General features: G+C 62.1%; 20 protein-coding genes. 9 read left to right on the forward strand and 11 right to left on the reverse strand.

The genetic code is table 11. The features are described from left to right. Positions 1-13: 13 nt before the first annotated feature. The 3 genes from rplT to infC form a co-directional block, all read right to left on the reverse strand. Positions 14-403, reverse strand: a complete 390-nt coding sequence (gene rplT, locus AC2ETI_RS26130; protein WP_019748616.1) for a 50S ribosomal protein L20 — start codon at positions 401-403, stop codon at positions 14-16. Positions 404-466: 63 nt separating this feature from the next. Continuing rightward, entirely contained in the window at positions 467-661 is a 195-nt protein-coding gene (gene rpmI, locus AC2ETI_RS26135) for a 50S ribosomal protein L35 (RefSeq protein WP_003944043.1), read from the reverse strand. Between the two features lie 43 nt (positions 662-704). Further along, entirely contained in the window at positions 705-1397 is a 693-nt protein-coding gene (gene infC / locus AC2ETI_RS26140; RefSeq protein ID WP_003944008.1) for a translation initiation factor IF-3, read from the reverse strand. Between the two features lie 370 nt (positions 1398-1767). On the opposite strand from infC, the gene AC2ETI_RS26145 reads away from it, so the two are divergent. Together AC2ETI_RS26145 and AC2ETI_RS26150 are read left to right on the forward strand one after the other, a co-directional pair. Then, positions 1768-2136, forward strand: a complete 369-nt coding sequence (locus AC2ETI_RS26145) for a DUF1844 domain-containing protein (protein ID WP_020907885.1) — start codon at positions 1768-1770, stop codon at positions 2134-2136. 1 nt (position 2137) lies between these two features. Further along, entirely contained in the window at positions 2138-2554 is a 417-nt protein-coding gene (locus tag AC2ETI_RS26150; protein ID WP_019748618.1) for a DUF1801 domain-containing protein, read from the forward strand. 5 nt (positions 2555-2559) lie between these two features. On the opposite strand, the gene AC2ETI_RS26155 is transcribed toward AC2ETI_RS26150, so the two are convergent. Then, positions 2560-3270 carry a helix-turn-helix transcriptional regulator gene (locus AC2ETI_RS26155; RefSeq protein ID WP_019748619.1) on the reverse strand — a complete coding sequence of 237 codons (711 nt, stop codon included), beginning with the start codon at positions 3268-3270 and terminating at the stop codon, positions 2560-2562. An 80-nt stretch (positions 3271-3350) separates the two neighbouring features. Here AC2ETI_RS26155 and AC2ETI_RS26160 point away from each other — a divergent pair, with 80 nt between their 5' ends. Continuing rightward, the gene (locus AC2ETI_RS26160) at positions 3351-4061 is read left to right on the forward strand and encodes an alpha/beta fold hydrolase (RefSeq protein WP_019748620.1); all 711 of its coding nucleotides are present in this window, start codon (positions 3351-3353) and stop codon (positions 4059-4061) included. A 72-nt stretch (positions 4062-4133) separates the two neighbouring features. Here the strand turns inward: AC2ETI_RS26160 and uvrA are convergent, their stop codons facing one another. Further along, on the reverse strand, positions 4134-7094 hold the full coding sequence (gene uvrA, locus AC2ETI_RS26165; RefSeq protein ID WP_024487477.1) for an excinuclease ABC subunit UvrA: 2961 nt from the start codon (positions 7092-7094) through the stop codon (positions 4134-4136). Positions 7095-7268: 174 nt separating this feature from the next. Between uvrA and AC2ETI_RS26170 the strand changes: the two genes are divergently transcribed. Beyond that, positions 7269-7955 (forward strand): MBL fold metallo-hydrolase, encoded by a 687-nt coding sequence (locus AC2ETI_RS26170; protein WP_020969731.1) that lies wholly within the window; start codon positions 7269-7271, stop codon positions 7953-7955. A 28-nt stretch (positions 7956-7983) separates the two neighbouring features. On the opposite strand, the gene AC2ETI_RS26175 is transcribed toward AC2ETI_RS26170, so the two are convergent. After that, positions 7984-8553 carry a DUF2716 domain-containing protein gene (locus AC2ETI_RS26175; protein WP_241896145.1) on the reverse strand — a complete coding sequence of 190 codons (570 nt, stop codon included), beginning with the start codon at positions 8551-8553 and terminating at the stop codon, positions 7984-7986. Between the two features lie 245 nt (positions 8554-8798). On the opposite strand from AC2ETI_RS26175, the gene AC2ETI_RS26180 reads away from it, so the two are divergent. The 3 genes from AC2ETI_RS26180 (at position 8799) to AC2ETI_RS26190 (ending at position 12691) form a co-directional block, all read left to right on the forward strand. Beyond that, on the forward strand, positions 8799-9731 hold the full coding sequence (locus AC2ETI_RS26180) for a DoxX family protein (protein ID WP_483634624.1): 933 nt from the start codon (positions 8799-8801) through the stop codon (positions 9729-9731). Between the two features lie 132 nt (positions 9732-9863). After that, positions 9864-12146 carry a HelD family protein gene (locus AC2ETI_RS26185; protein ID WP_133727425.1) on the forward strand — a complete coding sequence of 761 codons (2283 nt, stop codon included), beginning with the start codon at positions 9864-9866 and terminating at the stop codon, positions 12144-12146. 83 nt (positions 12147-12229) lie between these two features. After that, the gene (locus tag AC2ETI_RS26190) at positions 12230-12691 is read left to right on the forward strand and encodes a hypothetical protein (protein WP_483634625.1); all 462 of its coding nucleotides are present in this window, start codon (positions 12230-12232) and stop codon (positions 12689-12691) included. Position 12692: 1 nt separating this feature from the next. Here the strand turns inward: AC2ETI_RS26190 and AC2ETI_RS26195 are convergent, their stop codons facing one another. The 3 genes from AC2ETI_RS26195 to uvrB form a co-directional block, all read right to left on the reverse strand. Continuing rightward, positions 12693-13145, reverse strand: a complete 453-nt coding sequence (locus AC2ETI_RS26195; RefSeq protein ID WP_019748627.1) for a universal stress protein — start codon at positions 13143-13145, stop codon at positions 12693-12695. A gap of 188 nt (positions 13146-13333) precedes the next feature. Continuing rightward, the gene (locus tag AC2ETI_RS26200; RefSeq protein WP_029538185.1) at positions 13334-14209 is read right to left on the reverse strand and encodes an SCO6745 family protein; all 876 of its coding nucleotides are present in this window, start codon (positions 14207-14209) and stop codon (positions 13334-13336) included. 45 nt (positions 14210-14254) lie between these two features. Next, positions 14255-16417, reverse strand: coding sequence for an excinuclease ABC subunit UvrB (gene uvrB, locus AC2ETI_RS26205; protein ID WP_019748629.1), 2163 nt, complete (start codon positions 16415-16417; stop codon positions 14255-14257). A gap of 86 nt (positions 16418-16503) precedes the next feature. Between uvrB and AC2ETI_RS26210 the strand changes: the two genes are divergently transcribed. Further along, positions 16504-17022 carry a ribonuclease FAU-1 family protein gene (locus AC2ETI_RS26210; protein ID WP_113684194.1) on the forward strand — a complete coding sequence of 173 codons (519 nt, stop codon included), beginning with the start codon at positions 16504-16506 and terminating at the stop codon, positions 17020-17022. Positions 17023-17026: 4 nt separating this feature from the next. Here AC2ETI_RS26210 and coaE read toward each other — a convergent pair whose 3' ends face one another. Further along, positions 17027-18241, reverse strand: a complete 1215-nt coding sequence (gene coaE, locus AC2ETI_RS26215; RefSeq protein WP_113684195.1) for a dephospho-CoA kinase — start codon at positions 18239-18241, stop codon at positions 17027-17029. 159 nt (positions 18242-18400) lie between these two features. Here coaE and AC2ETI_RS26220 point away from each other — a divergent pair, with 159 nt between their 5' ends. After that, positions 18401-18616: a hypothetical protein gene (locus AC2ETI_RS26220; RefSeq protein ID WP_003944056.1), complete on the forward strand. Its 216-nt coding sequence runs from the start codon at positions 18401-18403 to the stop codon at positions 18614-18616. 174 nt (positions 18617-18790) lie between these two features. On the opposite strand, the gene rpsA is transcribed toward AC2ETI_RS26220, so the two are convergent. Further along, positions 18791-20278: a 30S ribosomal protein S1 gene (rpsA, locus tag AC2ETI_RS26225; RefSeq protein ID WP_019748632.1), complete on the reverse strand. Its 1488-nt coding sequence runs from the start codon at positions 20276-20278 to the stop codon at positions 18791-18793. Positions 20279-20413 lie beyond the last annotated feature (135 nt).

A 20413-nucleotide genomic window follows, 5' to 3' on the forward strand; every position in this document is an offset into this window, starting at 1 on the left:
TGTGATGCGTGAATCAGGCTGCTTCTCCGGCAGGAGCGTTCACGTCAGCCGGCAGAGCGGCCTTCGCGAGTGCGACCAGGCCGGCAAAGGCCTCGGCATCGGAGACAGCGAGCTCGGCCAGGATCTTGCGGTCGACCTCGACCTCTGCCAGACGCAGGCCCTGGATGAGGCGGTTGTACGTGATGTCGTTTGCGCGAGCTGCAGCGTTGATACGCGTGATCCACAGCTTGCGGAACTCGCCCTTGCGCGCACGACGGTCGCGGTACGCGTAGGTGAGCGAGTGGAGCTGCTGCTCCTTGGCCTTGGTGTACAGACGCGAACGCTGTCCACGGTAGCCGCTGGATGCAGCAAGAATTGAACGACGCTTCTTCTGGGCGTTGACCGCCCTCTTTACGCGTGCCACTTGAAAAATCCTGTCAATCTAGGGGCTGAAAGTACGGCCCCGGGTGGTCAGTAAGGGGGCGACTCAGATGCCGAGCATGCGCTTGATGCGCGGAGCGTCGTCAGGGCTGACAACAGCGACACCGTCGAGACGACGGGTAACCCTGCTGGACTTGTGCTCGAGAAGGTGGCGACGGCCGGCCTTCTGGCGCATGAGCTTTCCGCTGCCGGACACCTTGAATCGCTTCGAGGCGCCGCTGTGGCTCTTCATCTTGGGCATGGAGTCCTCAGTTCTTGTTACGTGGTGGATCTTGGGAAATCGACTAGCTGGCCGGAGCCTCGGGAGCGGCATCGCCGGTCGCCGGTGCTTCCGGAGCTGCTTCACTGGAAGCCGGTGCGGCCGGAGCCGGACGCGGAGCAGCCTGAGCCACTGGCGCCTGAGCGCTCTCCTGCGCCTTGACGCGAGTCTTGGCGCCCTTGTGCGGTGCCAGGACCATCGTCATGTTTCGGCCGTCCTGCTTTGCCGAGGTTTCGACGAATCCGAGATCTGCGACGTCTGCTCCCAGACGCTGCAGAAGGCGGTAGCCGAGTTCGGGGCGTGACTGCTCACGTCCGCGGAACATGATCGTGACCTTGACCTTGGAACCGGCTTCGAGGAAGCGAACGACGTTGCGCTTCTTGGTCTCGTAGTCGTGGTCGTCGATCTTGGGTCGGAGCTTCTGCTCCTTGATGACCGTCAGCTGCTGGTTCTTACGTGACTCACGTGCCTTCTGTGCAGCCTCGTACTTGAACTTGCCGTAGTCCATGATCTTGCAGACCGGTGGACGGGCATCAGGAGCTACCTCGACCAGGTCGAGGTCGGCCTCAAGGGCCAAGCGGAGTGCATCTTCAACACGCACGATGCCTACCTGTTCCCCGCCAGGTCCGACCAAACGAACCTCGGGAACGCGGATACGATCGTTGATGCGGGTCTCAGTGCTGATGGGGCCTCCTAGGTTGAACGGTGCGGTCTTCATGACCGCACGCAGCCCGTACCGCCCGCACCCCAACAAAAAAGCCCCGCTGTGATGATTGCTCATCCGCGGGGCCCGATGTCGACCGATCACATAAGATCCAGCTCACGCCGAAACCTATCTCCTCGACTGAGCGAGGAACCTGACGAAGAATTGATCTCCGATAACAGGTGACCGGAACCACTGAACCGCAGTTTTACCTGCCGCGCAGAGGTGGGAGTCGGACTCCACTTGCTGCCCCCGAACAAGTCGGAGGCGGTCGTTGCAACAAGAGTAACAGGTCGCCACAGATGAAAGAAATCGGTGCCGCTCCCAGTGCTGCCGGGAGAGGCCCGATTCAACACGACCACAGCCTGATGGAATCCTTACAACCATGAGTGAGAACTTCGAGGCAGATCAGAACACCGACGGCGCGAACCCCGACGTCCGCGAACTCTCCGAAGTTCCCGCGGTCGAGGTCATCAGCCGCGCCGCAGTGATGCTGATGAGTTCGGCTGCCGAAAAACTCGGCCTCTCCGACGCCGATCCGTCTTCCAGTCCCTATCTGGACCTCGACGAAGCTCGTCGAGTCATCACGGCGCTTGCCGGACTCGTGACTGCGTCGGTCGAATACCTCGGCCCCCACGCCGGACCCATCCGTGAAGGCCTTCAAGCCCTGCAGCGCGCATTCCGTGAGGCCTCCTCGCACCCGGACGAGCCAGGAAAGGGACCGGGCGAGAAGTTCACCGGTCCGGTCTACTGAGTTGGCAACCGCCAACAAGACTCAACCGACGCCCGAGGACGTCGACGCATTCATTTCACGCGTCGACGACCGCAAGCGTGCCGACAGCGTGGAGTTGATCTCCTTGCTGTCGGCCGCGACCGGCGAGCCTGCCGTCATGTGGGGCTCGAGCATCATCGGTTTCGGGGCACGGCACTACCGGTATGCGAGTGGCCACGAAGGTGACACCCCACTGATCGGGTTCTCCCCCAGGGCCACCGCGCTCACGTTGTATTTGTCGCTGAACTTCGACGACTACACCGACACACTGGCGCGCCTCGGCAAGCACAAGATCGGCAAGGGCTGCCTGTACGTCAAACGGCTGAGCGACGTCGACATGGCAGTCCTGACCGAACTGATCGCGGATTCCGTTGCCGCAGCCCGCAACATGATCGACTGAACAGGTCACCTTCGTGGGGCTACAGGCCGAGCGTCTTCGGGCGGTTGGCCGAACAGGGTCGAATCCCGTGGTGTGAAGTGATCGTTCGTGAGCGTGGCCCGACGCATTCGATCGAGTCGAAACCACCGCACCGCGTCGCGCTGGCGACACCAGCCGATGAGAAACCACTGCCCACGGTCCTGCGCCAGAATGTGTGGCTCAACTGCCCGCACCGTCTCCGCACCGTCCCCATCCACGTAGTGCAACGACACGACGCGACTCTGTTCGAGCCCCTGCTCGACGGCCCGCCGGTTCGTGCGCGAATCCGCTACTACCCCGCCGTCGCCGCGAATCCACACACGGCCACCGAGTTCGGCGACCTTACGACGACTCTCCTCGTCCATCACGTCGAGCAGTTTCGCCAGAGCTGCTCGTCCGTCCGGCGCAAACGGGGCGTCACCGGCCGCCGTCAAGGCCAACGCGATTGAAACTGCTTGCGGAACAGTGAAATTGACCGGCGGTAGCGTGGCGCGACCTACAAGTCGGTATCCACCCCCGGGGCCCGAGCGCGCCTCGATCGCCGCGCCCGACATCATCAGAGTCTCGATATCCCGCTTGATCGTCCGGGTGGTGACACCGAATTCCTCGGACAATCGGGAACACGTAGCCCCTCGATCGCCCTGTCGCCGAAGCTCTTCGACGAGAGCGTGCAATCTCGCAGCTCGATTCACGTTCACCAGTGTCGCAGATTTCGATACCAAACAGTGACATAATTGGTGACACTCTGTTGTCACCAACCTGATTGCACAGTGAGTCCATGAAAACTCACATCGTTCTTGTTCCCGGATTCTGGCTCGGCTCATGGGCTTGGGACGCAGTCCTCCCCCACCTCGAGCGCTCCGACACCACCCGCGTGACCAGCCTGACGCTGCCCGGACTCGACGCCGTCGATGCAGATAGATCAGCGGTCACCTTCGACGCCCACGTCCGCGCAGTCATCGACGCTGTATCGGATTCAGACGAACGTACGGTCCTGGTCGTACACAGCGGCGCCGGCCCGGTGGGATACGCGGTAACCGATCGCATCCCGGATCGAGTCGCGCGGATCGTCTACGTCGATTCAGGCCCCATGCCCGACGGCGCGGCGCTGCGACCGGATCTGGCCGCTGACGTCGTCGAGATACCGCTGCCGACGTGGGCAGAACTTGAAGCAGACGGCAGCAGCCTCGAAGGACTCGACGAGAAGGCTCTCGAGGCGTTTCGCGCCAACGCCGTCCCCGAACCGGCCGGGCCGGCGCGTGAGCCGATTGTCCTCACGAACGAAAAGCGCTACCAGGTGCCGTCAACCGTCGTTTGCAGCACGTTCCCGTCCGCGGTGATTGCCCAGATGGCCGACGGAGGTCATCCGATGGCCGCCGAACTGGCGAAACTCCCCGTGACGTACGTCGACCTCCCGACGGGCCATTGGCCGATGTGGTCGCGCCCCGAAGACGTCGCCCAGGTGATCCTCGAGGCCGCCGCTTCCTGATCGACAAAGCAGTGATGCCGGATCGGATTCCGACCCGGCATCACTGACCGACTGCTACTTGCTCACCTTCTACTAGCTCACGGAAGCAGCTTTCTTCCGTGGCGCCGCCTTCTTTGCGGCAACTGCCTTCGTTGCACGCTTCTTGGTGATCGGCTTGGCCTTGACGGGCGCGTGCTGTGCGGTGAGAACCTCACTGAGGAACTTGCCCGTGTAGCTCTCGGGGACCGCGGCAACGTCCTCCGGGGTACCTTGCGCCACAACGGTTCCGCCGCCGGATCCACCTTCGGGCCCCATGTCGACGACCCAGTCCGACGTCTTGATCACGTCGAGGTTGTGCTCGATCACGATCACGCTGTTGCCCTTGTCCACCAGACCGTTGATCACGATCAGGAGCTTTCGGATGTCCTCGAAATGCAGACCCGTGGTGGGCTCGTCGAGGATGTACACCGTGCGACCGGTGGACCGCTTCTGCAACTCGGCGGCCAGCTTGACGCGCTGCGCCTCACCACCGGACAGGGTCGGAGCCGGCTGACCCAGTCGGACATAGCCCAGTCCGACGTCGACCAGCGTCTTGAGGTACCGGTGAATAGACGTCACCGGCTGGAAGAACTCGGCTGCTTCCTCGATGGGCATGTCGAGTACCTCGGCGATCGACTTGCCCTTGTAGTGGACCTCGAGCGTTTCGCGGTTGTACCGAGCGCCGTGGCATACCTCGCAGGGCACGTACACGTCCGGCAGGAAGTTCATCTCGATCTTCAAGGTTCCGTCGCCGGAGCACGCCTCGCAGCGTCCCCCCTTGACATTGAACGAGAATCGGCCGGGCTGGTAACCGCGGACTTTCGCTTCCGTGGTGGCCGCGAACAGGGTTCGGATCTTGTCGAACACACCGGTGTACGTCGCCGCATTCGATCGCGGAGTCCGGCCGATCGGAGACTGATCGACCTGCACGAGCTTGTCCAGCTGATCGAGACCGTTGATTCGTGTGTGACGGCCAGGCACCTGGCGTGCGCCGTTGAGCTTGTTCGCCATGACCGTCGCGAGAATGTCGTTGACCAACGTCGACTTGCCCGAACCGGAGACGCCGGTGACAGCGGTGAGAACACCCAGCGGGAAACTCACGTCGATGCCGTCGAGATTGTGCTCGCGAGCTCCGACGACCGTGACCTGGCGTTTGCGATCCACCGGCCGACGAATGGCCGGAACCTCGATGAAGCTGCGACCCGACAGGTAGGCCCCGGTCAAAGACTCTTCACACGTCAGCAGTTCTTCGTACGGTCCGCTGTGGACGACCTTGCCGCCGTGCTCGCCGGCGTACGGTCCGATGTCGACCACCCAGTCGGATGTACGGATCGTGTCTTCGTCGTGTTCGACGACGATCAGCGTGTTGCCGAGGTCGCGCAGGCGCGTCAGGGTTTCGATCAGTCGCCGGTTGTCACGCTGGTGCAGGCCGATGGACGGCTCGTCGAGCACGTACAACACACCGACGAGTCCGGATCCGATCTGCGTTGCCAAGCGAATTCGCTGGGCTTCGCCACCGGACAACGTGCCCGCGGCTCGCGAGAGGGAAAGGTATTCCAGGCCGACGTCGAGCAGGAAGCCGAGGCGCGCCTGAACTTCCTTGAGGACCTGACCCGCGATTGCCTCTTCACGCGAACCGAGAGTGAGGCTGTTCAGGAAATCCGCGCAATCGGAGATCGACAGTTCACAGACCTCGGCGATGGACTTACTGCCGAAGTCTCCCGCCGCGATAGTCACCGACAGGATTTCGGGGCGCAGGCGAGCACCACCACACGCCGGGCACGGGGTGTCGCGCATGTACCCGTCGTAGCGTTCCTTCATCTGATCGGATTCGGTCTGTTCGAGCCGGCGGTGCAAGAACGGCATCACACCTTCGAACTCCGCGTAGTAAGAACGGGTACGGCCGTACCGATTCTTGTACCGGACGTGCACCTGCTCTTCGCTGCCTTCGAGGATTGCTTTGCGGGCCTTCGCCGGCAACTTGTTCCACGGCGTCTTCATGTCGAAACCGAGAATGTCGCCGAGGCCGGACAGCAGGCGTCCGAAGTACTCGGAACTCTGGCCCATCGACCACGGCGCGATTGCACCGTCTTCGAGACTCAGGTCAGGATCGGGAACCACCAGATCCGGGTCGACCTCCTTGCGGATACCGAGGCCGGTGCATTCCGGGCAGGCGCCGTAGGGCGAGTTGAAGGAGAACGAGCGCGGTTCGAGATCGTCGATCGCGAGTGCGTGGCCATTCGGGCAGGCCAGTTTCTCGGAGAAACGACGCTCGCGATCAGGTGCATTTTCCTCGCGGTCGACGAAGTCGAGGACCACGATGCCTTCGGCCAATCGAAGTGCGGTCTCGACCGAGTCGGTCAGGCGCTGCTTCGAGCTCGCCTTGACCTGCAATCGGTCGACCACTACTTCGATGTCGTGCTTTTCCTGTTTCTTGAGCTTCGGCGGATCTGCGAGTGAATGGACGACTCCGTCGACGCGCACGCGCGAGTAGCCCTGGGTGTTGAGCTGATCGAAGAGATCGACGAACTCGCCTTTACGGGTACGGACTACCGGTGCGAGGACCTGGAACTTGATGCCCTCTTCCATCTCGAGCACCTGGTCGACGATCTGCTGCGGGGTCTGACGTGCGATCTTCTCACCACAGACCGGGCAGTGCGCAGAACCTGCGCGGGCATAAAGGAGCCGGAGGTAGTCATAGACCTCGGTGATCGTGCCCACCGTCGAACGGGGGTTGCGGTTGGTCGACTTCTGGTCGATGGACACCGCCGGCGACAAACCCTCGATGAAATCGACATCGGGCTTGTCCATCTGACCGAGGAACTGACGCGCGTATGCCGAGAGTGACTCGACGTAGCGACGCTGACCTTCGGCAAAGATCGTGTCGAACGCGAGGCTGGACTTGCCGGAGCCGGACAACCCGGTGAAGACGATCAGGCTGTCTCGCGGGAGGTCGAGATCGACTCCTCGCAGATTGTGCTCACGCGCACCCCGCACGATCAGGCGATCCGCCACACCAATTCCCTTCATTGTCAATCGTCCGGGGCCGTCCCCCCGGAGAAGTCTCGAGTGGCCTCGCAAACGCGAGTCCTCGAGCGATCGTCATCGTAGGCCGAGCCACCGACACGTTTTTCTCACCAGGCGAGCCCATCGCTCTACCTGCCCCTATTCGAAGGTAGCCTGCGTTTCATGACGAATCAGCCCATCGTGATCGACGACTCCTACACCGGTCAGGTCTCCCCCGATTCTGCCCCTCAGCGGCGCACAGTCGACGGCGCCGTCATCACGAAGATGTCGGTCGGCCCCATGGACAACAACACTTACCTCGTCGTCTGTTCCGCGACCGGGAAATCTCTCCTGATCGATGCGGCCAACGAGGCCGAGAAGATCATTGCGCTCATCGAACAGGAAGCACCTGTTTTCGATTCCATCGTCACCACCCACCAACACGGTGATCACTGGTTGGCTCTGCAGGACGTCCACGCTGCCACCAAGGTGCCGACCGCGGCTCATCCTCTCGACGCGGAGGTCCTTCCCGTCACCCCGGACGTACTCCTCGAAGACGGCGACAAGGTGACAGTTGGCAATCTGAGCCTCGACGTCATTCACCTGTCCGGCCACACGCCCGGTTCCATTGCGTTGGCTCTGACCGAACCGAATGGGCAGGTTCACCTCTTCACCGGCGACTCACTCTTCCCCGGAGGCGTCGGAAAGACCGCCGACCCCGAGAAGTTCACTTCCCTGCTCGACGACGTGGAAAACAAGTTGTTCGGAAGGTACGACGACGCGACTGTCGTCTACCCCGGGCACGGCAAGGACACGACGCTGGGTACCGAGCGCCCGCACCTGGCGGAATGGCGCGAGCGCGGTTGGTGACGTTTCACCTGTTCCGTACTGGACCCCGCTAACCGACTTCCTGACTATCGACCTGTTCACCGTCGACGCGAAGTCGCGGAAGCCAGGTCGACAGAGTCCGGCCGAGTCCTTCGACCATCCGTTCCCCGAACACACACAGCGTGCGTTCCCACGGATGGCCGAAGGTCCCCTCCGTGAAGTCGTCACGACTGAATATGTAGTAGTCGCCGTTCGGATAGATCGGGACACGCCACTCCGCCAACTCTTTCGCGGCAGCATGCGCCTCCGCGTCGAAGGTGTAGCCCGGATGCTGCCAATCCAGAACGACAAAGTTGGGATCGTCGTTCCAATCGGTGACAAAACAGCGCAACGCTTCGGCGTTGATCGCATCCACGCGAGCGGCCCACGCCCCTGGAGTCGCAGCTGGCGCCGCACCCAAATCGAAGACCACGGACGGGATGGGCTCGGCGATGGCGGGCCAAGATCGTGCGTCGATGCCGGGAGTGAACCCAAAGCGCACACGAAAGATCGCCCAGTTTCTCTCGTTCTCCTCATCCGACAGCTGTCCCCAGCCGGCAGGAAGGGTCGAGCCGAAGTTCTGAGTCATCTTGGTGGTCACAACACCATCGTGCTCGAACGGTGCGCATTGTGTGACACCTTCGAACACGCCGTATGCGGATACGCGGTAACGGATACTCCAGAACGGTGTGTCCGGATCGGTGGAGAAGTCATCGACGCAGTACAGCGCGCTTCGGCGACCAGGAATCCGTCAACCGGGTCAGGCGTCGCGGGATCGCCGAACCGGACCAATTCCTTGTGAGATCGCTAGGGTGGAAAACGAACCTACATCGGGAGGCTTGAAACATGCTGGTACGTCGAATTGCTCGTCCACTGCTTTCCACGATCTTCATCGCCGGGGGAATCGATGCTTTGCGCAACCCCGCTCAGCGAGCAGCCAAAGCGTCACCGCTGATCGACAAATCCGTCGAGACGCTGCCAGGAGCAGTGACGCAGAAGGTGCCTGCTGATCCGGAAACACTCGTCAAGATCAACGCCGCCGTCCAGATCGGTGGCGGTGCCCTGCTGGCCACCGGCAAGGCACCGCGTCTCGCGTCGTTGGTCCTCGCGGGGAGCCTGGTACCGACCACGCTTGCCGGTCACGACTTCTGGAACGAAACCGATCCGTCACTGCGGGCGATGCAGCGGACCAACTTCATCAAGAACGTCAGCCTGCTCGGCGGACTGATGATCGCGTCCGTCGACACCGAGGGCAAGCCGTCGCTCGGCTGGCGTGGCCGCCGCGCCGCGAAGAAGGCCCAGGCGTCTATAGCCGCGGCACTTCCGTTGGTCGCATCGCAGACCGATCACACGAGCGATCGCGTCGAACACGCTCTGTCGGTGGCTTCCGAACGCGGTTCCGAACTTACCGAAACCGCGAAGGCACACGGCACGGATTGGCTCGAACTTGCCAAGGAGCGCAGCTCCGAGTTCGCGGAGATCGCGAGCAAGCGTGCCGCGGAATTCGGAGAGGTCGCCAAAGAACGCGGCCCGGACATCCTCGAAGTCGCGCAGAAGCGCGGCTCCGAACTGGCCGAGACCGCACGCGAGCGCAGCGCCGAACTGGCAGAGCTGGCGAGCAAGCGCAGCTCCGAGTTCGCCGAACTCGCGCTCGAAAAGAGCAACGAGTGGGTCGAAACGGCGTCGGAGCAGACCGAGGTGCTGGGTAAGCGTGCCCGAAAGCGCGCCGAGAAGGCGCTCGAAAAGGCTCGCGCCAAGAAGGACGAATTGACGCACTGAGTGCACCGAAAAACACGGTCAGGCCACCTTCGGGTGGCCTGACCTGTATCTATGCGGCAGTTCATCTGGGGGAACTAGACTGTCTTGGCGCTTTTGCAGCGCGTGAATTTCTCATCAAGCCTAGGAGATCCTTTGCCCGACGCGGACCCGTCACTGAACGAGCAAGAGCTCGAGCAGCAGTACGTGACGATGTTGTACTCCCGTCTCGACGATCTTCGAAAGTATGCCCAAACTCGCTTGAGCACGGTCCTCCTCGAGACCGGCGGAACCCCGCAAGCACGCAGTGAACGCGAATCCTTCAATGCCATGTACACCGAGGATCTCGCCAAGTACGACGCAGCCGAGAACGGAATGTGTTTCGGACGCATCGACTTCGACGACGAGCGACGCTACGTCGGCCGACTCGGAATTCTGGACACCGACAATGACTACGAAACGCTACTGCTCGACTGGCGAGCTCCGATGGCACGACCGTTCTATCTGGCGACGCCCGCGGCACCTGAGGGCGTCAAGCGACGACGCCATATCCGCAGTCGGAGCCGAACAGTCACCGGAATCAACGACGAATACCTGGACCTCGACGCTGCCCGAGCCGCCGGCGTGGTGACCGAAGCCGGCGGCGTCGCCGGTGAGAGCGCACTCCTGGACGCGCTGAACGCAGCGCGTACGGGTCAGATGAACGACATCGTCGAGACCATTCAGAGTGAGCAGGATGCCATCATCCGCTCCGAGCACAAAAGCGTTCTGGTGGTCCAGGGCGGTCCGGGTACCGGCAAAACCGCAGTCGCCCTTCACCGTGCCGCGTTCCTGCTCTACACCTACCGCCAGCAACTGGCCAAGGCCGGTGTTCTCATCATCGGGCCGAACGCGACGTTCCTCGACTACATCAGCCAGGTCCTTCCTTCACTCGGTGAGACCGGAGTTCTGCTCTCGACGATCGGGGACCTGTACCCCGGAGTGCGTGCGACTCGTACGGATTCCCTCGCCGCCGGTGAGATCAAGGGTTCCCTCGCGATCCTCGACGTACTCAAGAACGCCGTCCGGGATCGGCAGGAAGTCCCGTCGAAGCCGATCACCCTTCGATTCGACACGTACGACTTGAAGCTGGATCGCAAGACTGTCACGAAGGCTCGCGGACGTGCTCGGTCGTCGCGTCGCCCACACAACCTGGCGCGCCCGATCTTCGTGGCAGCAGTCATCGAGGCGTTGGCACTGCAGATGGCCGAACTCATCGGCGGCAACCTCGTCGACGGCGGCTCACTCCTCAGTCGGGACGACATCGCCGACATTCGCGACGAGATGCGTGAGGACGCGGACATCATGTCCGCCATCGGAAAGCTGTGGCCTGAATTGTCGCCGCAGCAAATCCTCGCGGAACTGTGGACCTCTCCGGCAAGGTTGGCCAAGGCAGCGCCGCAACTCGACGACGCCCAACGCGACGAGCTTCTGCAGAGCGTCGGACCGGGTTTCAGTGCGGCAGACGCTCCCCTCCTCGATGAACTGGCCGAGATCCTCGGAGTCGACGATGCCGCGGAACGCGAACGCGCACAACGTGAATGGCGCGCGCAGATCGCCGACGCCCAGGGCGCCCTCGACATCCTCACCGGCTCTGCACCACAGGATCTCGAAGACGAGATGGACCCCGAGATCTTGATGGCGTACGACTTGATCGACGCCAGCCAACTCGCCCAGCGCCACGATCAGGGCCAGCGCCAGACCACGGCAGAACGCGCTGCCGGCGACCGAACCTGGACCTACGGTCACGTGATCGTCGACGAAGCCCAAGAGCTCTCCGAAATGGCGTGGCGAATGCTGATGCGGCGCATACCGAATCGCTGGATGACGTTGGTCGGCGATACAGCTCAGACCGGTGATCCCGCGGGAACCTCGTCCTGGCAGAAGATTCTCGAGCCTTACGTCGCCAAGCGCTGGAAGCTCACCGAACTGACCGTCAACTACCGAACTCCCTCGGAGATCATGGATGTCGCGCACCGTGTGCTCGAAGAGATCGACCCGGAGCAATCCGTGCCCCGGTCGGTACGCGACAGCGGATTCGCGCCGTGGGCACTCAAGACCACGACCGAAGAATTGGAATCGACCGTGCGCCGTTGCATCGAGTCCGAGTCGCATCCCGGTATCACCGCAGTGATCGCCGGTTCCGAGGTCGTTGCCGATCTGGCGGGCATTGCGAGTGAGACCGTAAGTGTCCTGTCGGTCAAGGACGTCAAGGGACTCGAGTTCGACACCGTGTTGATCGTCGAACCTGCCGACATTCTCGACGAGTCACCACGCGGAATGAACGACCTCTACGTCGCGTTGACCCGCGCTACCCAGAGGCTCGGCATCATTCACGTCGAGTCGCTCCCCGCGGTTCTCGACGGCGTCGCGGCAGCAGAGTTGGCCTTCGATTCGTGAGCCTCACGGAGTAGGTTCGTGCGTGACACCACGAATCGTGGTGTCACCCCAATTTGTGTCGACGACTGAAGGAATGACCCCTCGTGCTTGGCCTGCCCGCAAGTTCCGCCGCACCCTTCCACAAGATCGCTCGCGTGGTGATCGGTGTTGGGATGCTTGCGGCGGTGACAGCCGGTTGTTCAGAGGATGATTCGAGTTCAACGGCTGCTGCAGGCAGCGACGACATCGCTGCTGTTGCTGCCGCACCGACCGAAAAACCGGTAGACGATGCACAACGGCTGCGGGCGGCGCTTGCATCTACCGGGGTCAAGCCAGCCTTTTCCGACGACATGTTGCAGGCGCTCGGTGACGGCGTCTGCCAGCAACTCGCGGCCGGCACGGATCGAGAGATGATCATCGCGAATCTGCGGACGGTATCGCTGAACGGCGCGAGCGAACCGATGGTCACCACCGGAAACGACTCGGCCGCATCGACAACGCCCCCCAGCGCCGATCAGCTGGCTGAAGTGTTCGTCGATGCGGCCGAGGCCGACTACTGCCGCTAGGTCAGCGAACGGTGTGCACGATCAGGACATCGGATGTCGCCTTGCGCGCCGCATCGGAAGGCACCGATCCGAGCAGACGCCCGGTCAGTGTGTTCAATCCGCGATTTCCGACGACCAGCAAGTCACCCTTGACCTCGTCGAGCAAAGCGAGAAGCGATTCGACGGGAGCGCCGACGATAGCGCGCTCGACAACATCCTTTGCACCCTGGGCATGTGCGCGCTCACGAGCGGTGCGAAGGATCTCGTAGGTCGGAGCGGAACCGGTGACCTGGTAGGCCTCGTTACCCAACGCATCAGCGGCAGCGCTCACGTCCTTGGGATCAGCCGGGTAGTACGCACACGCGATGACGAGCTGAGCGTCCGAGCCACTGGCAATGGCGGCAGCTCTGTCGACTGCCTTCAGTGACGACTCGGAGCCATCGGTTCCTACGACAACGGTCCGGTAGGCACTCATTCATTCCTCCATGGTTACGGGACGGACGGTACGGCCGGCACCGGGCGCAACGCTGTTGCGCCCGCTCGACAACCGCTGCGCTGACATTAGCGGGATTGTGCCGCGGATAGTGTTATTTGCAGTACACGCCACAAGCCCACAATGAATGTGATTCTTCGTCACAGACACATTTGTGCGGCGGTGACCACTCAGCGAAGTTTGCCGAAGCGGGGCCCGAACAGCGCCGCCGGAAAAACTTCCTGCTCGACCAGGGCGGTACGCCACGGCGTCGCCAATTCCAGCAACCGCTTGGCACCCTCCTCACCCAGCGCATCCCACGGAGCCAAAGCGAGGTCGTCAGTCAGGTCTTCGACGACGTCACGCAGTTCCTGCCCGTCCTCGGTCAGTGCACCGGACGAACGATCCAGCAGTTCGCGGTCCTTCAAACTCTCGACGGCCTCGTCCCACTGTTCCTGCGACCATCCGCGGCGAGTCTGCGCGAACTTACGCTGAAACCCGATTCCCGTCGCGGTGTGCGTGATCAACGCGTCCAGGCCGTTCAATCCCGCGGTCTGAAGAGCCGCAATGTGGCCGTCGCCGCGATACTCACGCAGCAGTGTCAGCGCGTGCCAGAAACGCAGGTGCGGTTCGGTCGGCCAGTCGAGCGACGCCCAACCTGCGTACAGGGGGCGGCCGTCCACTCCGGGGATGTTCTGAGCCGCGATCGACACGAGTTCGGCGGCCTCGGCCATGTCTGCCGATCCTGTCACGTCCGCACCGAACAGGCGGACGTACGCCGCGTCGATTGCCCGATACCGCGCGGCGACAACTTCTGTGGGCCTTGCCAATTCCCAGGCACGTGGGATGACGCTGGCGATCAGTTCGGGATTGAAGTTGAAGAAGGTGGCCGTGACGACAGTCGCCGGTGGAGCGCCGAGCGGTGCTGATCGCCCTGCGAAGTACACCATCCGGCCGGGCTCCAACCCGACGCCGACAAGCTCCTTCTCCGTCTCCGGGACGAAGTACGCCAACGAGTGGAGAAGTTCGAGAGTCCGCGCGGTCTTGCCTGCAGTCTGTGCATCCATACCTGAAACCGTAGCGGTCGAGAGCACGAACCCACGCGAGGCGACCTACTTGAGACCCGCGGCGTCCATCCCTCGGAGCTCCTTCTTCAAATCCGAGATTTCGTCTCGCAATCGCCCAGCCAACTCGAACTGAAGATCGCGTGCAGCGTTCATCATCTGATCGGTGAGTTCCTTGACCAGATCTGCCAATTCGGCCCGAGGCATCGATTTGGTGTCGCGCCCCTCGTACACACCCGCACTGACCGCACGACCGGCCTCACCCTGCGCACGCCGACCACGCGTCGCATTGCGACCCGAACCACCGACGTCCACGGACGCCGCAGTGTCCTCTGCCTCCTCGTACACCTGATCGAGAATGTCCGCGATCTTCTTGCGTAGAGGTTGTGGGTCGACGCCCATCTTCTCGTTGTAGGCGACCTGCTTCTCGCGCCGCCGCTCGGTTTCCTCGATGGCCTGCGCCATGGATGCGGTGATCTTGTCCGCATACATGTGCACTTGACCGGAAACATTTCGAGCCGCTCGACCGATCGTCTGAATGAGGCTGGTGGAGCTACGGAGGAAGCCTTCCTTGTCGGCATCGAGGATCGCGACCAGCGACACCTCGGGGAGGTCGAGTCCCTCACGCAGGAGGTTGATGCCGACCAACACGTCGTACTCGCCCAGGCGGAGCTGCCGGAGCAGCTCGACTCGCCGGAGCGTATCGATATCCGAGTGCAGATACCGGACGCGAATTCCGAGTTCGAGAAGGTAGTCGGTCAGGTCTTCCGACATCTTCTTGGTCAACGTCGTGACCAGCACACGCTCGTCACGTTCGGCACGCTCACGGATCTCGTGAACGAGATCGTCGATCTGCCCCTTGGTGGGTTTGACGATGACCTCGGGATCGATCAATCCGGTCGGGCGAATCACCTGCTCGACGAACTCACCGCCGGACTGACCCAACTCGTACTTACCGGGCGTCGCCGACAGGTAGACGGTCTGACCGATCCGCTTACTGAATTCTTCCCAAGTCAGAGGGCGGTTATCGGTTGCCGACGGTAGCCGGAATCCGAATTCGACCAGGTTGCGCTTGCGCGACATATCGCCCTCGTACATGGCGCCGATCTGCGGAACGGTCACATGTGACTCGTCGATGACCAGCAGGAAATCTTCGGGGAAATAGTCGATCAAAGTTGCGGGGGCAGTTCCGGGGCCACGGCCGTCGATGTGGCGCGAGTAGTTCTCGATGCCGGAGCAGAATCCGACCTGCTTGATCATCTCTAGGTCGTACTGCGTTCGCATGCGCAGACGCTGAGCTTCGAGAAGCTTGCCCTTGCCCTCGAGTTCCGCGAGCCGCTCTTCCAGTTCCGCCTCGATGTCCTTGGCTGCACGCTCCATGCGTTCAGGACCGGCGACGTAGTGCGTCGCCGGGAAGATGCGAACCGTGTCGACCTGGCGAACGATGTCCCCGGTCAGTGGATGTAGGTAGTACAGCGCCTCGATCTCGTCACCGAAGAATTCGATGCGGACCGCCAGCTCTTCGTAGGAAGGAATGATCTCGACCGTGTCGCCGCGCACGCGGAACGAACCTCGCGTGAACGCCATGTCGTTGCGGTTGTACTGAACGTCGACGAGCAGACGGAGGAACGCGTCGCGCGGTACCTCGACACCGACGTCGAGCTGAATCGAGCGATCGAGATACGACTGCGGTGTACCGAGGCCGTAGATGCACGACACCGAGGCCACCACGACCACATCCCGTCGTGACAGAAGGCTGGACGTTGCCGAGTGGCGAAGCCGCTCGACGTCGTCATTGACCGACGAATCCTTCTCGATGTAAGTGTCCGTCTGGGCGATGTACGCCTCGGGTTGGTAGTAGTCGTAGTACGAGACGAAGTACTCGACCGCGTTGTTGGGAAGCATTTCCCGAAGCTCGTTCGCGAGCTGAGCCGCCAAGGTCTTGTTCGGAGCCATCACCAAAGCCGGGCGCTGCAGCTTTTCGATCAACCACGCTGTTGTCGCGGACTTACCGGTACCGGTCGCACCGAGGAGGACAACGTCCTTCTCTCCCTCATTGATCCGTTTTTCAAGCTCGGCGATAGCTGCCGGCTGATCGCCTGCCGGTTCGTACGGGCTGACGACCTCGAAGCGCGCGTCTGAGCGCTCGATGTCACCAACCGGCCGAAACTCGGAATGCGCGACCACGGGATGTTCGGAAGCAAACGCCATGAAACCAGGGTAGGCGCACCCACCGACACAATGCCTGCTCGTCCGCGTTCAGCCGAAAATGCAGTTCGGCGGTAGGTTCTTCGACCATGAGCGAGGAACGTCCCCACATTCACCGGCCGAAGGTCGAAACCTTCGACATCGCAGCTCGCACCAACGTCGATCCCAAGGGTTTCGTTCGCCCGGTCGAGCACTACCGCGAAGAACCGTGGGGGCTGTACATGGCGCGCCACGCCGACCATCCCCGGTTTCACTACCTGGAGTCCTGGATCATTCCCGAACTCGGAATTCGAGCATCGATTTTCCACTTCACACCAGAGCATGTCCGCGACTGGGATTTCTATGTCGACATCGGCGACTTCACCCGCGGTGAGCAGGTCTGGACATCCGAGGACCACTACCTCGACCTGATCGTGCAGACCGGACGCAGCATCGAATTGCTCGACGTCGACGAATTGCTCGAGGCGAACACCGCCGGGATTCTCGACCCGAAGACGTCAGAGCGCGCGATGCTGAACGCGGCCCGCGCTATCGACGGCATCGCCGCCCACGGTCACGATCTCGAAGCCTGGCTCACCTCGGTGGGCATGCCGGTCACGTGGCGCTGAGCAGTTAGAGGGACCAGCCTGATTTCTCGGCCCACTCCCACGCCCGGTGGAAAGCGGCGTCGAACCACGGCGTCTTGACGCCCAGGTAGGCGTCGATCGCAGCGGCGTAGTCGTCGATGCCTGCGGCACTCTCGGCTGCCTTGACCTTGAGTTCGGCATACTCGGCACGCGCCGACGCATCGGCGCGAAGCCAGTCGCGGAAGAGGATCGCGAACTGCTGACCGGGCCAACCGTCCACCCGAATGTGAATATTCGCGCGGCGCCCTGGATCGGCACTGCCGTGAATCCGCTTTGCCCACACCGCCGGATCGGTTTCACCACCGAGGTACGACGGTTTCGGGTCGTCGGCGGCGATGTGCTCGATCCGGGGGAACCCGGCAGCGGCCAGATCTTCCGCGAGGTCGTCGGCAACGCCGAGGTGCTCGACAGTGATCTGAATGTCGATCACGTCCTTGGCATCGAGACCAGGCACCGCGGTCGATCCGATGTGATCGATACGGCGCGCGCGGTCGCCGGACGCCAGCGACAACCGGCCGATGATCCGTTCGGCCTGTGCCGGCCACGACGGGTCAGCTGGAGCCAGCTCCGGCAGTGCACGTACTACCGTGCGCTCGCGGAGGTTCTTCTCGAAAGGTACAAGTCGATTCGCCCACAGGTCGCGGACCACGTCGTCGAGTGAACCCGGCTCTCCGCTGTTGTCGAGCCACACGTCGGCAACCGCACGACGCTGATCGTCATGTGCCTGCGCTGCGATGCGCGCACGAGCGTCGGATTCCGGCATGCCGCGTGAGCCCACCAAGCGTCGAACTCGTTCCTCCTCGTCGACGTAGACGATGACGACCAGGTTGAACGCCGGCGCCATCGAACCCTCGACCAACAGCGGAATGTCTTGAACGAGCACTGCATCCGACGGTGCAGACGAGATCTGCTCCATCGTCCGCGCACCGATAAGTGGGTGAAGGATGCCATTGAGAGTTCCGCGTGACGTGTCGTCGGCAAACGCCAACGAGGCCAGCGCGGGGCGGTTGAGGCTGCCGTCCTCCGACAGAATCCCGTCGCCGAATGCATCGACCAGAGCGGCAAGGCCAGGAGTACCGGGCTCGACCACTTCTCGGGCGATCAGGTCGGCATCGACGATGACGGCTCCCAGTTCGCTGAGGATTTTCGACACTGTCGACTTACCGGCTCCGATGCCTCCAGTGAGGCCTACTCTCAACACACTCGACAGTCTCTCATCTCCGCGCCCGAGAGATTGAGACACGCCTACCGATCGAACACGCCGAGGCGTTCGAGGCTCAAATACCACAATTTCGGTGACCGTGCGGTTATGTTCTAGCGAACGCACCTGTACCTGCACCTTCTCGAGAAAGTGGACGCCATGCGAGCAGATCGCGACCATCACGGTCAGCACCGCCTCGGAATGCCGAACGGCGTGCACTGCATAGAGTTTCCCGAAGTTGCTTTTGCCCTGGCAGAGCACCGTCGTACGTGGTTCACGATGCTCGTGAGCCAAGGCCGACACAGCTTCGCATCGATGCGTAAGCGCACAGCCGAAGCGACCGCCACCTACTGGGTGCCTGCTCCCGCAAACTGAGTTTTTTCACGAAGTACAAAATGACCGGCAACCCTACGGTGCCGGTCATTTCTGTGTTCACTCACTGAGTTCTTCGCGCGCCAGTGGTACCTGACCGAGAAAAGAACCCCGCCCCTGCAAGTGCAGGGGCGGGGTTCTTCAAAGATCTCGCTTGATCAGATCAAGCGGTAATCCTTATGCGTTGCCCGACAGCTTCTCGCGAAGTGCGGCGAGCTGCGCATCGCTGGCAAGCGATCCACCAGCGGACTCTGCCGGAGCGGAGCCGGCAGCAGCCGGAGCCTCAGCATCGTCTGCAGCAGCCGTCTCCGAGGAGTAGCCGGCAGCAGCGGTGGCAGCCTCAGCGGCCTCGTCTGCAGCGGTCTTCTCCATCTGAGTGGTGTGCATCTTGTGACGACGCTCAGCCTCGGCGTAGCGGTTCTCCCACTCTTCGCGCTGCTTGTCGAAGCCCTCGAGCCATTCGTTGGTCTCGGGATCGAAGCCCTCGGGGAAGATGTAGTTGCCCTGCTCGTCGTACGAGTCGGCCATGCCGTACTTGGACGGATCGAACTCGGCGTTGTAATCCTCGTTGGCCTGCTTCAGCGACAGCGAGATACGACGACGCTCGAGGTCGATGTCGATGACCTTGACGAGTGCATCGTCGCCGACGCCGACAACCTGGTCCGGAACCTCGACGTGGCGCTCAGCGAGCTCCGAGATGTGAACGAGGCCTTCGATTCCCTCTTCGACGCGCACGAATGCACCGAACGGAACCAGCTTCGTGACCTTGCCGGGCACGATCTGGCCGATGGCGTGCGTGCGGGCGAACTGACGCCACGGATCTTCCTGCGTTGCCTTGAGCGACAGGGAGACGCGCTCGCGGTCCAGGTCGACGTCGAGAACCTCGACGGTGACCTCGGTGCCGACCTCGACAACCTCGGACGGGTGATCGATGTGCTTCCAAGACAGCTCGGAAACGTGAACCAGACCGTCTACGCCGCCCAGGTCCACGAATGCACCGAAGTTGACGATGGAGGACACGACGCCCTTGCGGACCTGGCCCTTCTGGAGCTGGTGCAGGAATTCGCTGCGAACCTCGGACTGAGTCTGCTCGAGCCATGCGCGGCGCGACAGGACCACGTTGTTGCGGTTCTTGTCGAGCTCGATGATCTTGGCCTCGATCTCCTTGCCGACGTACGGCTGGAGGTCGCGGACGCGACGCATTTCGACGAGCGAAGCGGGGAGGAAGCCACGAAGACCGATGTCAAGGATGAGGCCGCCCTTGACGACCTCGATGACGGTGCCCTTGACGGCCTCGTCCTTCTCCTTGAGCTCCTCGATGGTGCCCCAGGCACGCTCGTACTGAGCGCGCTTCTTCGACAGGATCAGTCGACCTTCTTTGTCCTCCTTGGTGAGGACGAGAGCCTCGACCGCATCTCCCACGGAGACGACCTCGTTGGGGTCGACGTCGTGCTTGATGGAGAGCTCACGAGAAGGGATGACACCTTCGGTCTTGTAACCGATGTCGAGCAGAACCTCGTCGCGGTCGACCTTGACGATGGTTCCTTCGACGATGTCACCATCGTTGAAGTACTTGATCGTGGCATCGATGGCGGCGAGGAAGTCCTCGGCGGAGCCAATGTCGTTAATGGCAACCTGCGGCGAGGTGACGGTTGTGGAGGGCATATGTTGAATTGCTCCGGACGAGTTGTGGTCGGTTGATGGATTTTGTCGGACGAGATGCGCAACTGTGGCGTACAAATGTTGGAAGTACTTTTGTGAAGTACTAGATCGAAGTACCCAGCTGCATCAATAACGAAC

The organism is Rhodococcus sp. MurmanLake-1 (genome assembly GCF_056945715.1).